Here is a 14,787-nt window from a genome sequence, read left to right as displayed (position 1 = left end):
ACCGTGACGGAACCCTCACTTCCGTCACCCCCTGCGGTTGATCCTTTTGCCTCAAGACCCGATAAGCTCCCCTCCGGTACCGCAAGTTGATGTGCCCCCCAGAGGGGCCCGCTCGCGGTGTGCACCCATGAGTGCGGAAACCCGGAACACTCACTGTTCGATCGTGTTGCTTTCGAAGGATGCAGATGGAACTCGCCACTCCGCCGCCGGCGGCGCGGGCCCCTGTCGCCTGGTACAGCTGGTGGCTGATGCCATTGGCCTTAGGGGGCGGAACGGTTGCCGCCACTTTCATGAGCTCCGAGCACATAGCCGCCGGCGTCGCCGGGGCGGCCGCGACGGCGGCCTCCTCCGTGTGCGTACGGCTGCTGGTCCGCTCGCAGAAACAGCTGCGTGGCGCCGAGGAGGGCTTCCGCTCCTCGCAGGCCGAGCACTCCCAGCAATGGCAGAACCATGTCGGCGGCCTGGAGCGGAAGTTCGCCGCCGAACGGTCCGCCCATGAGACCCAGCTCGCCGATCAGGCCCGTGCCTACGAGACCCAGCTCGCCGAGCGGGTCAAGGAGTACGAGGCCCGGCTCGCCGAGCTGAGCACCGTCTCCGACACCCAGCAGACGGAGCGTACGGCCTCGTACGAGACCAAGATCACCGAGCTGGCGCAGGCTGCCCAGCAGCAGCTTGCTGTGCAGCGGGCCGCGGTCACCCGGCTGGCCAACGAGCAGCTTCCGGCTGCCCTCGAACGGCTGCGGGACGGCGACTCCATCGACGACGTGCTGCCGCTGATGGAGCGCGGCGAGGGCGTCGGCGCGGACCTGCACGCCGAGCTGCGCCGGCTGCTGCGCACCGCCCTGATGGGCATCGAGGAGGAGATCGACCGCTCGACCTCCGCCGAGCAGGCCGTGATCAGCATCGGCAACCGTATCCATGTGCTGACCAGCAAGCTGCGTGGCCGGCTGCATGAGATGCAGGGCGAGCACGGACGGCTGCCCGCTGTCGCGCGCGGTCTGATGGAGCTGGACCAGGAGCTCGGCCCCGCCGACTCGCTGGCCGCGAGCATCGGTGTGCTCGGTGGTTCCGACCGGCCCGGCCGCCAGTGGCAGGAGCCGCAGCGGCTGCTCAGTGTGGTCCGCGGCGGCATCGGCCGGATCAAGGACTTCCACCGTGTCGAGGTGCGGCATCTGCCCGAACTCGGTGTCGACGGCGGTCTCGTGGACCACCTCACGCTGATCTTCGCGCATCTCCTTGACAACGCTGCCCGATACTCGCCGCCCACCGAGCCGGTCGTCGTGTCCGGCAAGGAGGTCCCGAACGGCATCGGCATCGAGATCCAGGACTCCGGCAAGGGTCTGAGCGAGGAGAAGAAGCGCGAGGCGGAGCAGTCCCTGGCGGGCGGCGCCGCGGGCGCCGGTCTCGGCGGTATCTCCGAGGACGCCAGCATCGGCCTGCGGGTCGTGGGCATGCTCGCCCGCCGCTACGGCATCCGCGTCACCTTCGCGGACTCCCCGTGGCTGGGCACCTCCGTGGTCGTCGTCGTACCGCACAAGTACTTCAGCCCGCTGACCACGACGGCCACCCCGTCCGCCGCACCGGTGGAACCGGCCGAGCCGGTCGACGACCCGTTCGCCGACCTTCCGGTGTTCACCGGGGTCCGTGAGTCGGTGACCATGGCGCCGCCCGCCGCTCCGGCCGACGCCGTGGACACCACGCCGGGCGGGCTGCCCCGGCGGCGCAGCAGGCGGGGGTCCGAACCGGAGCGTCCCGCCGGACGCCCCGTACGCGGCGAGGAGACGACGGTCTCCGCCATTCCGCCGGACGCGTCCTTCGCCGGTCTGGCCGCATTCGCCACGGCCGGACGCGAGTTCACCGAGGCGGACCCGCCGGCGGACGACCACGAGCCGTCCGCCGGACGCCAGTCCACCGAGCCCCGCACGGAAGAGAGCGACTAGTTCACATGACTCAACAGGGAACCGACGTGAGCTGGGCGCTCCGTGATCTGGTGGAGAGCATCCCGGAGATCCGTTTCGCCCTCGTGGCCTCCAGCGACGGCAAGGCCATCACCGCCTTCGGCGCCGAGGACCCCGACGATGTGGACCGCTTCGCGGCCGTGGTGGCCGGGCTCCAGGCCCTGGCCCAGCCGGTCGCCGAGCAGTTCCCCAAGTATGCGGGGCAGTTGCGGCTTGCGATGATCGAGGTCGACGGCGGTCACCTCTTCGTCGTACGGGCGGGGGTCGAGACGTATCTGGGTGTCCTCGCCCGCGAGGGTCTCGACCAGGGCCTGCTGGGTCATCAGATGAGGGACCTGGCCCGCAGAATGGGCGAGCTGTTGGGTACCACCCCCCGCCTGGAGGAGCACTCTGGATGAGTGCTTCCCGCCGGCCCCACGATCCGTCCGGTCTCGAGCGCTACTACGTCCTCACCGGAGGACGTAGCGGGCCGGGCGGCTCGGCCTCGAGTCTCGACGTGGCAACTCTGATCGTCTCCCGTAACGCCCCGGTCCCCGGGATGCAGCACGAGCACGAGGAGATCCTCCGGCGCTGCCGCGATCCGCTGGCGGTGGCCGAGCTGGGCGCCCATCTCGGGCTGCCCTTCAACATTCTCGCGGTGCTGCTGGCGGATCTGCTGGAGGCAGGCCGTGTCGAAGCCCGTGACCCCATCCCGGCGCACGACGCCGGGCGCGGGCCCGACCTCGCGCTCCTTGAGGAGGTACTCAGTGGACTTCAACGGCTTTGACCAATCCGGCAGGCCGGGCGCCGGAAGCACCCGCTCGGTGAAGGTGATGATCGCCGGCGGCTTCGGTACCGGGAAGACCACCATGGTCCGCTCGGTCAGCGACATCAAGCCGCTCACCACCGAGGAGACCCTCACCCAGGCCAGCGCCGACGTCGATCATCTGATCGGTGTCGCCGACAAGACGGAGACCACCGTCAGCCTGGACTTCGGTAAGATCGCCATCAGTGACGACCTGATCCTCTATCTGTTCGGCACGCCCGGCCAGGAGCGGTTCTGGTTTCTGTGGAACGGCTTGTTCAAGGGCGCGCTGGGGGCGATCGTGCTGGTCGACACACGGCGGCTGGCCTCCAGCTTCCGTGCGATAGAGGAGATGGAGCGGCTGGATGTGCCGTTCGTCATCGCCCTCAACAAGTTCCCCGACTCCAGGGAACACCCGGTCGACGAGATCCGGGACGCCCTGGACATCTCCCCCCACACACCGGTCGTGGAGTGCGACGCCCGCGACCGGAATTCCAGCCGTGATGTGCTGATCGCACTGATCCGGCATCTGAAGGAACGCTCCACCGTCGCACCCGTCGCTCTGGAGACCCGATGAACGCCCAGCCCTTAAACGATCCCGGCTCCGGGGGCTCGGGCGGCTGCCCGTTCGCCCATGGGGAGGGCCCGCGCAGGCTGTTCGGGCCCGAGGTGGCGACCGACCCCGTCGGGATGTACGAGCTGCTGCGCGGGGAGCACGGACCGGTGGCCCCGGTCCTGCTGGAGGGCGACATACCGGCCTGGCTGGTGCTCGGCTACCGGGAGAACCGGCGAGTGCTGGACAATCCGCGGCAGTTCACCCGGGACGCGCGGATCTGGCGGGACTGGCGTGAGGGGCACATCGAGGAGACGTCGCCCCTCATTCCCATGCTCGGCTGGCGGCCGGACTGTGTCTCGCAGGACGGCGAGCCGCACCGCAGGCTGCGCGGCGCGGTCACCGACAACCTGCTGGCCGCCGCGGGCCGGGGCATCCGCCGGCATGCCACGCACTTCGCGAACAAGCAGATCGACGCGTTCGCGGAGACCGGGCAGGCCGATCTGGTGATGGATTACGCCGAGTATCTGCCGATGCTCGTCATCACCAGGGTCCTCGGTCTCGCCGAGGCCGAGGGGCGGGAGCTGGCGGAGTCCAGCGCCCAGGTCCTCAAGGGCGGTGAGGACGCCGTGCTGCACGACAAGCGCATCATGGAGATCCTCGCGCGGCTCGCCGAGCGCAAGCGCGCCGAGCCCGGTGCCGACTTCACCAGCGGCATCATCAAGCACGGTGCGGGACTGGACGAGGACGAGATCGTCAGCCATCTGCGTCTGGTGCTGATCACCGGGCACACCACCACCAGCAACCTGCTGGCACGGGTGCTCCAGTTGGTCCTCACCGACGCGTCCCGGCTGTCCGGCCTGATCAGCGGCGAGCTCGACATCACCGGAGTCATCGAACAGGTGATGTGGGACTCGCCGCCGCTGGCCGTGCTGCCGGGCCGGTTCGCCACCTCGGACCTGGAGCTCGGCGGCCACCACGTCAAGGAGGGCGACCTGCTCGTCCTCGGCCTCAACCCGGGCAACCGCGACCCCGAGGTGCGGCCCGACACGGGTGTGTCCGTGCAGGGCAACCAGTCGCATCTGGCGTTCAGTTCGGGGCCGCACGAATGCCCCGGCCAGAACCTCGGGCTGGGCATCATCGAGGTCGCCGTCGACGTGCTGCTGCACCGGTTGCCCGGGCTCAGGCTCGCGGTGCCGCCGGAGGAGCTCACCTCCACGGCGTCCACCTGGGAGTCCCGGCTGGACCGATTGCCCGTGGAGTTCCCCGTCTGATCCGATCGCGAGCCGTGTCCCGTGCCCTCGGGGACCGGCTCGTACAACCCGCTTGTGCCACAAGGCCGCTGTCCGCCGCATTCGGACAGCGGCCTTGTTCCACAAGGAGGTTCAGGAGGGTCAGACGGCCAGCAGGTCGTCCACCGAGCCCTTGCCGGCGAGTTCGGCGTTGGCCGTCGGGCCTTCCTTGGCCGCCGCGTAGCGGCCGGTGGTCAGCGCCCACTCGTAATTGCCGTTGATCCAGTGCTGGATGGCCTCCACGCCCATCCGCACCCGGGTCCGCTCCTGCTCGTCCAGGCCCAGCTCGTCGCACATCCGCGGGATGCGCGACTCGAGTTCGAGGTACTCGTCGAGGCAGGCGGACGTCATCTTGTACGCCTCCTCCGCGGCCTCCTGCCAGCTGTACTCCCGTTCCCGGTACAGCACGCAGATCAGATTGTGGCCGTCGCCGCGCCGCCGCTCCCGCTCGAACGAGTGGATGTCGTTCATGAACCCGATGGTGTCGGCGGCCAGATCACGCATCCGCTCCATCAGCGGATGCCCCATCACCGCGGACGGCACCTCGAAGCCGCGGCTGCGCTCACCGGCGTCGATGCTGTGGTGGATGCCGACCGTACGGCGGCGGAAGGCGGCGTACTCGTCGAGGCCCAGCGTCCCTGCGAGCCCCCGCGCGGCCAGGTCCACCTCCTCGCAGTGCGCGACGAGGAAACGGCCCCAGGAGGCGGCGAACCGCGTCTGCCATGTCAGGCTCATGCCAGTGGAAAGATGTTCCCAGACCTCGGTCCAGGCCAGGGTGATCGGGCACACCACGCGCGGCCGGGTGCCGGCCGGGCGCAGCGGGGTCACTATCAACTCGCGCGCCACGTCGGCTATGAGCTCGGCGCGGTCGGGCTGATTTGCGTCGAACTGGTCGTCGAAGAGGAACGCCAGCGAGAACCAGTTCATCAGCACGACCATGTCGTCCGCCGAGGCGTACGGGTAGGTGCGGGCTGCCGCCTGCGGAAGGTCCCAGGTCTTGTACTCCTCGAACCCGGCCAGGCTGCGCACCAGCCCCATGTCCCAGATCCAGCGCAGATGACGGGCGCGTGCATACTCCAGGTGCTCGCTGACGGGTGTGTCGAAGGGTAGGTCGAACCGGACGTCCTGTGGCATGAGCTTCCTTTCGGGAGACGGAGCGCAGAGTCCCCCGGCCCTGCGAGCGGACGGCTTCCTTCGGCCGTCCGCGGGCTCGAAAACTGCTTCGAGTTCCGGAAGTTGAGCCGAGAAGCGGTACGAGCCTGCCCAGAGCCTAAATGATCTACACCGTGACCTGGCCGTGATCTGGGTTACTGTTCAAGCCACTTGGGCCGAGTACACTCCCTGTCCCCTCATGAGCGCCGTGAGTGTCGATACGCAACAGGCGTACCCGCCAAGGGAGATCGCCCGTCGGGCGAAGTGAACCGAGGGGGCGGGACCGGGCCCGACTCGCTTTCCTGGTCGAGGACCTGTTGGACGACCTGGACAAGGCGGAGCACAGGTGGTCGCGCTCGGCGGGCGGCCCTGGAGACGAGTGATGCGCCCGGGCCGTCCGAGGAGCGCGGCTCGCCGATCCGGCAGACCACTGCTGCAACCTGTCCGGCACCGTGCCCGCCTGGCCGAAGGAGGGCCGAAGGGGCCGGGGGAGGGCCGGGAGGGCAGGGAGAAGCCGAGGGAGGGCCGGGAGGGCAGGGAGAAGCCGAGGGAGGGCCAACCGAGGGCTCAGGGAGGGCAGGGTCGGGCCGACGGAGGGCTCAAGGAGGGCCTGAGAGCCGACGCAGGGCTGAGGGAGGGTTCAGGGAGGGCCCGGCGGGTCGGCGGCCGAATAGGGACCGTGGGTGGCCGGATGAGAGGTCCGGACTCAGACGCGGGCGGGGGATTCAGGCCGCGTCGCCGGAGTCCTTCTTCGCGGACGGCTCCTTCACGGGCCACGCCCCGGTCGACCGTGAGATCGCCTTCGCCCCGGAGCGGTTCACCGCGCTCTGCACCACCGCGAAGATCGCGCCCTGGAGCGCCGCCGCCAGCAGGATCTCCCCCCAGCCGCGGTCGCGGTCGAGCGCGTCCGGCACCTCGTCGTCATGCCGGATCGCATGGAGCGTTCTGCGGAACGCGAGCCCGGCCAGCGCACCGCCCGTCCAGCCGAGCGCCATGCCGATGGGACGGTAGACGAGGAGGAGCTGCTTCTTCTTGGGTCTGGCCATGGCGGCCTCCTTCGTACGGCGCCGGACGCAGCGGCGGTCGGGGCGAGTCACGGGCGGTGCGGAGCCAGGGGCACGACCCGGGTCGGGTCGATGCGGCTGTGCACCTGGTGACAGAGCCGTGTGATGTGATCGAAGTCCTACGGTGTCACCGAAACCGGACGTCTGGTAGCCGAGATCGTCCCGGACGTGACCGACCGGTCCGCCGGGGAGGCACAGAAGAGCCCCGCCGCGACGGGGGAACGCGGCGGGGCCTGACGCACGGTTGCCCGGTGCCGGATGGATTTATGCGTCCTGCGCCGAGATTTTTCCTCCGGACCGCGAAGCGGAACCCCAGCGGCCGAACGGAAGGCCGCCTACCGGCCTGTGACCTGCGGACTTCACCCGTTGCCCGCAGCCGGTTCGAGCACGAACACCGGGATCTCCCGCGAGGTCTTCTTCTGGTAGTCGGCGTACGGCGGGTACGCGGTCACCGCCCGCTCCCACCACTCGGCCTTCTCGGCCCCGGTCAGCTCCCGGGCCCTCATGTCCTGCTTCGCCGGGCCGTCCTGGAGCTCGACACGCGGGTCCGCCTTGACGTTGAAGTACCACACCGGGTGCTCGGGGGCGCCGCCCTTGGAGGCGACCACGGCGTACCGCCCGCCGTGCTCCACCCGCATCAGTGGGGTCTTGCGGATCTTGCCGCTCTGCGCACCCCGCGTCGTCAGCAGGATCACGGGAAGCCCCGTGTCCATCAGGGTCGTCCCCTTGGTGCCACCGGAGCTCTCGTACAGCTCCACCTGATCCCGCACCCACTGGGCGGGGCTTGGTTCGTACTCACCTTCGAGAGGCATGGCGTCAGTCCCAATCGTCGGTTACACAGCTCACTGCACCTTGATTCAACACCGGGACATGCCCGCGTCATCCATCACACTCACCCCTTCGGGGACACGGCCCGTCGGACAGCCGCAGGCGGGGGCGGGGGGGCCGGACCGGCCACGGCGGATCCGGGGCGGCGGACCCGTCCGGCCACGGCGGATCCAGGTGCGGCGGACCGTCCGGGCGGGCACCTCCGCCCGGCCTCGGAGCACGGCCCGCCGCCCGCCGGGGCGCCGCACGGGCTTCGGCCAGAAGCCGCGCTTCACCGATCTGGCCGAACTTCCCGTCGCAGAGTAGATGCCCCAGGCATCTAATGAGTGAGAAAGATCGAACGATCGGTACGAAGCACGCCCATCGGCTGCGAGGTCTCGAGGTCTGCCCATGACGGAATCGATGACACCGACGGAACCGACCACCCCCACCGAGCCCACCACCCCCACCGAGCCCACCGCATTCGCCTCACCCGGCCGTCCCGGCGGAGCCGCGGACGCCGCCCGCCCGGCTGTCGCCTTCCCACAGAGCCGTTCCTGCCCCTACCACCCGCCCACCGCCTACGAGCCGCTGCGTGCCGAACGTCCGCTGGCCCGCGTCACCCTCTTCGACGGCCGCGAGGTCTGGCTGGTCACCGGCCACACCGCCGCCCGGCAACTGCTCGCCGACCCCCGGCTGTCCAGCGACCGCACCCGCTCCGGCTTCCCGGCCCCCACGCCCCGCTTCGCCGCCGTACGGCACCGCAGGCCCGCCCTGCTGGGCCTCGACGGCCCGGAGCACCGGGCCCAGCGGCGCATGATGATCCCCGAGTTCACCGTGCGCCGCGCCACCGGACTGCGGCCGCACATCCGGGAGATCGTCGGCGAACGCCTCGACACGATGATCGCCCAGGGGCCGCCCGCCGAGCTGGTGAGCGCCTTCGCGCTGCCGGTCCCGTCCATGGTGATCTGCTCCCTGCTCGGTGTCCCCTACGCCGACCACGAGTTCTTCGAGGCGCAGTCCCGCCGGCTGCTGCGCGGTCCCGAGCCCGCCGACACCCTGGACGCCCGCGACCGGCTGGAGGCGTATCTGGGCGAGCTGATCGACCGCAAGCGGCGCGAGCCGGGCGACGGCATCCTGGACGACCTGGTCGCCCGGCAGCGGCGGGACGGCACCCCGGAGCGCGCGGACCTCATCGCGCTGGGCATCGTCCTGCTGGTCGCCGGACACGAGACCACCGCCAACATGATCTCGCTCGGCACCTTCACCCTGCTCCGGCACCCCGAGCGCCTCGCCGAACTGCGCGCCGACCCCGCGCTGCTGCCCGCCGCCGTCGAGGAACTGATGCGGATGCTGTCCATCGCGGAGGGGATCCAGCGCATGGCCGTCGACGACATCGATGTCGAGGGCAGCACGATCCGCACCGGCGACGGAGTGCTCTTCGCGACCTCCGTCATCAACCGCGACGAGTCCGTCTACCCCGAGCCCGACACCCTCGACTGGCACCGTCCGGCCCGCCATCACGTGGCCTTCGGCTTCGGCATCCACCAGTGCCTCGGCCAGAACCTGGCCCGGGCCGAGCTGGAGATCGCCCTCGGCGAGCTGCTCGGGCGGCTGCCCGGGCTGCGTCTCGCGGCACCGGCCGACGAGATCCCCTTCAAACCCGGCGACACCGTCCAGGGGATGCTGGAACTCCCCGTGACCTGGTGAGAGGCCCCGCCATGCACACACAGCACATCGACATCGACACGGGCCTGTGCATCGGCGCGGGCCAGTGCGCCCTGGCCGCGCCGGGGGTCTTCACCCAGGACGACGACGGCTACAGTGCCCTGCTGCCGGGCCGCGAGGACGGCGCCGGAGACCCGATGGTCCGGGAGGCCGCCCGCGCCTGCCCGGTGGGCGCCATCACGGTCACCGGTCCGGGCGGCTGAGCGCGGTTGAGCGGTCCAGTAGGGTGCCCGGGTGAGCGAACAGCCTTTCCTGTACGTCGTCGTGTGTGCCGCGGGGGTCGCCTCCGGTGTCGGCAAGCTGATCGGCGCGGCCCGGGAGCGGGGCTGGGAGGTCGGGGTCATCGCGACCCCGGCCGCCATGAACGGCTTCTTCGACACCGATGCCGTGACGGCGCAGACCGGCCGTCCCATCCGCTCCGCCTGGCGCACCCCGGCCGACCCGCGGCCCTTCCCGCCGCCGGACGCCGTGGTCGTGGCGCCCGCCACCTTCAACACGATCAACAAGTGGGCGGCGGGCATCTCCGACACCCTGGCGCTGGGCACCCTGTGCGAGGCGTACGGCCTGGACGTCCCGATCGCCGTGCTGCCCTGCGTGGGCGAGGCCCTGGCCGCCCATCCCGCCTACGGGAGCAGTCTGCGACGGCTGCGCGAGATGGGCGTCCGCTTCGGCGAGCCGTACGGCGGTGAGCCGGGGGAGGACGGCCGGTGGCCGGAGTTCGAGTGGGAGCACGCGCTGGATCTGCTGGAGCTGGGCTGAGGGGAGGCGGCGGCCTCACCTCACCTTGCGCACATATTCCCCGCTGCCCGGTGTGCTGACGTCGACGTCCCGCCGGACGATGCTCAGCCGGTTCCCGTAGCTCTTCAGCGCCTTGCTCAGCCCCGAGTCCGTGTACTCGATCACCAGGACCCGGTCGTCGAACGCCTTGGCGTAGACCCCGCACTCGTCGTACTCGCCGCACTCCTCCGCCACCGCGAAGTCCAGACCGGCCCTCCTGCGCTGCCCGGCCAGTTCGGAGGTGTTCTTCTGCCCGATGGCCAGACGACGGGAGTGCGCGTGGCGGGAGAGCAGGGTGATGAACGCGGTGGCGTCGTCGGCGGTGAGCAGATCCTGGGAGCGGGTGTAGCTGTCGTAGTTGTCGGGCTCGATCGCGTCGAAGCCCTTGGCCGCGCAGCCGTCGATCCAGTGGTTCACGCGTTCGGCGACCCGGGCCCGCTTGGCGGGGGTGCGGATGTCGAGCAGCGGCTCGTTCCAGTCCTCGTCGATGACGACGTCGCCGTCCGCGTCGCGCAGCAGCAGATCGGCGGGCCAGGACGCGCGTTCCTCGGGCTGTGCCTGGAAGGCGTTGACGTAGCAGATGTTGTAGAGCCCGGGCGCAGGGGAGGACGAGCGGTCGCGGGAGACGATACGGACCCCGGCGGGCGGGGTGTAGGCGCCGCCGATCTGGTAGTCGAACCCGGCGTGCTTCGGGGGCAGGCGTACGCCCGTGGGCGCGGCGGACGAGGCGGTCGCCGATGCGGTGGCCGACCGGCTGGGCCTGTGCGCGCTCGCACTGGGCGAGCTGTCCGCCTTCGGCGGCTTGGAGGTCGGCGTGCCCACGGCGGACGTGCCGGCACCTGAACGCGTCGCCTTCGGACCGGCCGAAGCGTCCTTGCCGCCGCCTCCGCAGGCGGCCAGCGTCAGCGCCGCGGTCGCCGCGAACACGGCGAGGGCGGCCGTCCGGCGCGGACCCCGCGTACCTGCTCCACCCTTGACGGGCACGGTCACGCTCCATCCGTCAGGGGTACGACCGGTACGCAGAGGATCAAAGCGTCGGCGAACACGCTCAGTCAAGTCGGCGCGGGGTGTGCCGAGTCGAGTGGGTCACGGCATCGTACGCTCCCCACGGGCGGCGACCCCGTCGACCACCGCGGTCGTCACCCGGCAGTCATCTGATGGCCACCCCGAAGGCAGGAGCAGCAACGATGCAGTACGTGAAGCTCGGTTCGACGGGCCTCGACGTGTCGCGGATCTGTCTGGGCTGTATGACCTACGGCCTTCCCGGCCGCGGCGTGCACGAGTGGACGCTCGACGACGAGGCGTCCCGCCCGTTGATCCGGCAGGCGCTGGAGGCGGGCGTCAACTTCTTCGACACCGCGAACGTCTACTCCGACGGCACCAGCGAGGAGATCGTCGGCCGGGCCCTGAGGGACTTCGCCCGCCGCGACGAGATCGTGCTGGCCACCAAGGTGCACGGCCGCACCCGGCCGGGACCCAACGGCGCGGGGCTGTCCCGCAAGGCGATCATGGCGGAGATCGACCACAGTCTGCGCCGTCTCGGCACCGACTACGTGGACCTCTACCAGATCCACCGCTACGGCCATGTCACACCGGTCGAGGAGACGATGGAGGCGCTGCACGACCTGGTCAAGGCTGGCAAGGTGCGCTACATCGGGGCGAGTTCGATGTTCGCGTGGGAGTTCTCCAAGGCCCAGTACACGGCCGAGCGGCACGGCTGGACCAGGTTCGTCGCCATGCAGAACCACTACAACCTCCTCTACCGCGAGGAGGAGCGCGAGATGCTGCCGCTCTGCGCCGACCAGGGCGTCGGGGTGCTGCCCTGGAGCCCGCTGGCCCGCGGACGGCTCACCCGGGACTGGGACACCGTCACCGAGCGCAGCGCCAACGACGCCTACGGCAGCCGCCTGTATCTGGAGAGCGACCGCGCGATCGTCGAGGCCGTCACCCGTGTCGCCGGCGCTCGCGGGGTGCCGCGCGCCCAGGTCGCCCTGGCCTGGCTGCTCCACCAGAACACCGTGGCGGCCCCCATCGTCGGCGCGTCCAGGCCAGGACACATCGAGGACGCCGCGGCGGCCGTGGAACTCACGCTGAGCGACGACGAGTTGGCCGAGCTGGACCAGCCGTACACACCGCACGCGATCGTCGGCCACTCCTGACAGACCCCTTCTGGCAGATCTTCTGACAGATCTTCTGACAGATCTTCTGACGGGCCCTCGACGCGAACCCTTGTGCTGCGGACTCCGCACCGCGGGGGCCCGCTACAGGACCCGTGCGCACCGCTGATCGGTTTCCGGACGGGGCGCCGGGTCACGGCCACCGGACATCCGCCCGTAGGCGCGGCGGGGCGGTCGGGGGAGACACTGTGCAGGTTGTGCGAGGGTTCCGGGTCCGTCGCCGGGGGAGCGAGTCGAAAAGCCGGTGCGAATTACGTCCCGCAAGAGGGCAACTTGGATGAAGCATATTGACGCTTCGTCAATATGCTTCGCCCCCTCCGACTCGGCGAAAAACCGTAAGGATCACTTGTTCGGGTGTGCTGGGCTGTGCGAAGGTGTGCCCTGTCGGCGTGCGGTGGCAAAGATTTCCCCCAACTGCGCGCACGAGGCAGCTTCGTGCGTCCCCACGGTTCAAAAAGGCTTCCCAGGGTGGTCGTTCGAAATGCCGAATCCTGAGCGGGTGGGCCCGGTCATGCCCTGACCTGGCCGTCTTCCCAAAAGTATGTACTAATTCCCGTGTTGCGTCTGGAGGATTGCAGCCGTGAGAGACGCACGCATGCCGAATTCCCCCGGGTCGGGCCGCGTCGGTCCGACCCCCTTTGTGTCGGCCCCCGTGTTCGATGTGACGGACGAACAGCTGAGTGTCGAACTGAAGAACTGGACGGGATCGGCACCCGCGCTGCATCCCGTCGGTGAGCTCCTCGACCGGCACTGGGAAGCGGCCTTCGCCTATGCGCGGCTGTGCACCGACGGCCCGCGTGCCGCAGGGATGCTCACCACCGCCGCGTTCACCCGTATCTTCGGCGAGTCGATCCGCCAGGCCGGGCCGACGTCCGGCTGGCGGCCCCATCTGCTGGTCACCGTGCGCCGGGTGGCCGCCGAGTGGGACACCGACGGACGCCGGGAACTGCTGCACCCCGAACTGCGCACCGGCGTCGCCGAACGCCTCGCGGCCAGGCTGCTGCCGCCACCCGAACGGCGCATGCTGTCCAGGGCGTTCCAGCGGCTGCCGCAGCCCGCCCGCGCCCTGCTCTGGCACGGCGAGGTCGAGGCCGAACCCCTCGCCGTACCGGCCGCGCTGCTCGGGCTCTCCGAGGACACCGCCCGCGCCGAACTCGGGCGCTCCCGCGAGCGGTTGCGCGACGAATGCCTTCAGGTGCACCGCGAACTCGCCCCCGAGCAGGAGTGCCGCAGCTACACCCGGATGCTGGACGTGACCTACCGGCGCGGCGCCGTCGCCGTCGACCCGGATCTCGCCGAGCATCTGGCCCGCTGCACCCAGTGCCGTGAAACCGCCGCGCAGTTGAGCCAGTTCAACGACGGTCTGCTCGGAGTGGCCCTCGCCGAGGCGGTGCTCGGCTGGGGCGGGCGCGCCTATTGCGAGGCCCGGCTGCACACCGCCCGTGAGGGGGCGGCCCCGGCCGAGGCGACGCCTCCGTCCGCGGAGTCCGTCCTCGCAGGCGGCGAGCCCTTCGTGCAGGCCGCGCCCGGGCCGGTGCCCGCCCCGGCGCACGCACTCGTCCCGGTGCCCCGTCCTCCCTCCCGGCGCACCGCCCACCGGGCCGCCCGGCGCGCGCGCCGCCGCAATCTCGCGCTGGCCGTGGCGGCCGTGAGTTCTCTGGTCGTCCTCCCGATCGTGCTGTGGAGCGTGCTCGGCTCCGCCGACGGTTCCACCGACGCCTCCGGTACGGCGGGCAAGGCGGCGAAGCCGTCCTCGAAGCCCTCCTGGATCGGCTCCGGGCAGACCTCCAAGGGCGCCCTGCGCGGGCGGCTGCACAACGTCGCGTCCGGGCTGTGCGTCGCCGTCACCGGCGGCAAGGCCCTCAAGGGCGCCGAGGCGGAGCTCGCCGACTGCTCCGCCGCCGCGACCCAGCAGTGGTCGTACGAGAGCGACGGACTGCTGCGCAGCGGCGCCGACCCCGGACTCTGTCTGGACTCCCATCTCGCCTACTCCGTACGGCTGGAGTCCTGCACGGACACGGCGGACAAGAACGTGCGCTACGACTTCACGCTCCCCGGTGTCCTGGTGCCGCGCTGGAACCAGGACCTGGCGATGACCCCGGCCGCCACCGACGACGCGGGTGCCCTCGTCCTGAAGACCCGTGCCGACGCCGCCAGCCAGCGCTGGGTGATCGACACCTCCGATCCGGACCTCCAGATGGAGGCGGTCAACTGGGACGCCGACAGCACCCCGGCGCCCTCCGTCACCCCCGCGCCCCCGGCGTCCGGGACGACGAGGACCCGCTCGGCCGCCGCCCCGGCCCCCGCGACCAGCGCGGCCCCGCAACTGACGGCGACCGCCGCGTCGGCCGGTCCGGGCACCGCTTCCTGCCCGGACGCTGGCTCCTTCTGCGGCGGCGACGCAGGAACCGGCCACGGCGGCAGGGGCGGCGGCGGAGGCGGCGGGGGAGCCGTCCGTACGACGCGCTGACGCACTACCGCCACCGCCACCGCCG

Annotated in this window: 14 protein-coding genes and 1 pseudogene; 10 read left to right on the top strand and 5 right to left on the bottom strand. The window is 70.7% G+C overall.

Annotated elements, in window-relative coordinates:
- The first annotated feature begins 185 nt into the window (after nucleotides 1-185).
- Genes ACSYGN_RS03745 through ACSYGN_RS03725 form a run of 5 tightly spaced genes read left to right on the top strand, consistent with a single transcriptional unit; the run spans nucleotide 186 to nucleotide 4,569 of the window.
- The gene (locus tag ACSYGN_RS03745) at nucleotides 186-1,940 is read left to right on the top strand and encodes an ATP-binding protein (protein ID WP_460391772.1); all 1,755 of its coding nucleotides are present in this window, start codon (nucleotides 186-188) and stop codon (nucleotides 1,938-1,940) included.
- A 5-nt stretch (nucleotides 1,941-1,945) separates the two neighbouring features.
- A complete protein-coding gene (locus ACSYGN_RS03740) occupies nucleotides 1,946-2,356 on the top strand; it encodes a roadblock/LC7 domain-containing protein (RefSeq protein WP_360962141.1) in 411 nt (136 codons plus the stop codon).
- Nucleotides 2,353-2,724 carry a DUF742 domain-containing protein gene (locus ACSYGN_RS03735; RefSeq protein WP_460391770.1) on the top strand — a complete coding sequence of 124 codons (372 nt, stop codon included), beginning with the start codon at nucleotides 2,353-2,355 and terminating at the stop codon, nucleotides 2,722-2,724. Before ACSYGN_RS03740 ends, ACSYGN_RS03735 begins: the two co-directional genes overlap by 4 nt.
- Complete coding sequence (locus ACSYGN_RS03730; protein ID WP_460391768.1) at nucleotides 2,705-3,319, top strand: GTP-binding protein; 615 nt, start codon at nucleotides 2,705-2,707, stop codon at nucleotides 3,317-3,319. The genes ACSYGN_RS03735 and ACSYGN_RS03730 overlap by 20 nt, the downstream gene beginning before the upstream one ends.
- Nucleotides 3,316-4,569: a cytochrome P450 gene (locus tag ACSYGN_RS03725; protein ID WP_460391766.1), complete on the top strand. Its 1,254-nt coding sequence runs from the start codon at nucleotides 3,316-3,318 to the stop codon at nucleotides 4,567-4,569. Before ACSYGN_RS03730 ends, ACSYGN_RS03725 begins: the two co-directional genes overlap by 4 nt.
- Before the next feature lie 120 nt (nucleotides 4,570-4,689).
- On the opposite strand, the gene ACSYGN_RS03720 is transcribed toward ACSYGN_RS03725, so the two are convergent.
- From ACSYGN_RS03720 to ACSYGN_RS03705, 4 genes and pseudogenes are all read right to left on the bottom strand, one after another.
- A complete protein-coding gene (locus ACSYGN_RS03720; RefSeq protein WP_460391764.1) occupies nucleotides 4,690-5,721 on the bottom strand; it encodes a 7-epi-alpha-eudesmol synthase in 1,032 nt (343 codons plus the stop codon).
- A gap of 743 nt (nucleotides 5,722-6,464) precedes the next feature.
- The gene (locus ACSYGN_RS03715; RefSeq protein WP_460391762.1) at nucleotides 6,465-6,785 is read right to left on the bottom strand and encodes a DUF4235 domain-containing protein; all 321 of its coding nucleotides are present in this window, start codon (nucleotides 6,783-6,785) and stop codon (nucleotides 6,465-6,467) included.
- 59 nt (nucleotides 6,786-6,844) lie between these two features.
- Nucleotides 6,845-6,953: pseudogene (locus ACSYGN_RS03710) on the bottom strand (glutathione S-transferase family protein); the annotation flags it as partial.
- A gap of 209 nt (nucleotides 6,954-7,162) precedes the next feature.
- Nucleotides 7,163-7,615, bottom strand: a complete 453-nt coding sequence (locus ACSYGN_RS03705; protein ID WP_460391760.1) for a nitroreductase family deazaflavin-dependent oxidoreductase — start codon at nucleotides 7,613-7,615, stop codon at nucleotides 7,163-7,165.
- Between the two features lie 406 nt (nucleotides 7,616-8,021).
- Here ACSYGN_RS03705 and ACSYGN_RS03700 point away from each other — a divergent pair, with 406 nt between their 5' ends.
- Genes ACSYGN_RS03700 through ACSYGN_RS03690 form a run of 3 tightly spaced genes read left to right on the top strand, consistent with a single transcriptional unit; the run spans nucleotide 8,022 to nucleotide 10,097 of the window.
- Nucleotides 8,022-9,320, top strand: coding sequence for a cytochrome P450 (locus ACSYGN_RS03700; RefSeq protein ID WP_460391758.1), 1,299 nt, complete (start codon nucleotides 8,022-8,024; stop codon nucleotides 9,318-9,320).
- Between the two features lie 11 nt (nucleotides 9,321-9,331).
- On the top strand, nucleotides 9,332-9,541 hold the full coding sequence (locus ACSYGN_RS03695; RefSeq protein WP_460391756.1) for a ferredoxin: 210 nt from the start codon (nucleotides 9,332-9,334) through the stop codon (nucleotides 9,539-9,541).
- 31 nt (nucleotides 9,542-9,572) lie between these two features.
- Nucleotides 9,573-10,097 carry a flavoprotein gene (locus tag ACSYGN_RS03690; RefSeq protein WP_460391754.1) on the top strand — a complete coding sequence of 175 codons (525 nt, stop codon included), beginning with the start codon at nucleotides 9,573-9,575 and terminating at the stop codon, nucleotides 10,095-10,097.
- Between the two features lie 15 nt (nucleotides 10,098-10,112).
- Here the strand turns inward: ACSYGN_RS03690 and ACSYGN_RS03685 are convergent, their stop codons facing one another.
- The gene (locus ACSYGN_RS03685; RefSeq protein WP_460403199.1) at nucleotides 10,113-10,937 is read right to left on the bottom strand and encodes an endo alpha-1,4 polygalactosaminidase; all 825 of its coding nucleotides are present in this window, start codon (nucleotides 10,935-10,937) and stop codon (nucleotides 10,113-10,115) included.
- Nucleotides 10,938-11,302: 365 nt separating this feature from the next.
- Between ACSYGN_RS03685 and ACSYGN_RS03680 the strand changes: the two genes are divergently transcribed.
- Nucleotides 11,303-12,274: an aldo/keto reductase gene (locus ACSYGN_RS03680; RefSeq protein WP_460391752.1), complete on the top strand. Its 972-nt coding sequence runs from the start codon at nucleotides 11,303-11,305 to the stop codon at nucleotides 12,272-12,274.
- A gap of 613 nt (nucleotides 12,275-12,887) precedes the next feature.
- Nucleotides 12,888-14,762, top strand: a complete 1,875-nt coding sequence (locus ACSYGN_RS03675) for a ricin-type beta-trefoil lectin domain protein (RefSeq protein WP_460391750.1) — start codon at nucleotides 12,888-12,890, stop codon at nucleotides 14,760-14,762.
- The last annotated feature ends 25 nt before the right edge of the window (nucleotides 14,763-14,787 follow it).

The sequence above is a fragment of the Streptomyces sp. YIM S03343 genome (assembly GCF_054729195.1).
Note: the sequence above shows the minus strand (reverse complement) of the source record. Positions and strands in the feature narration are given on the sequence as shown.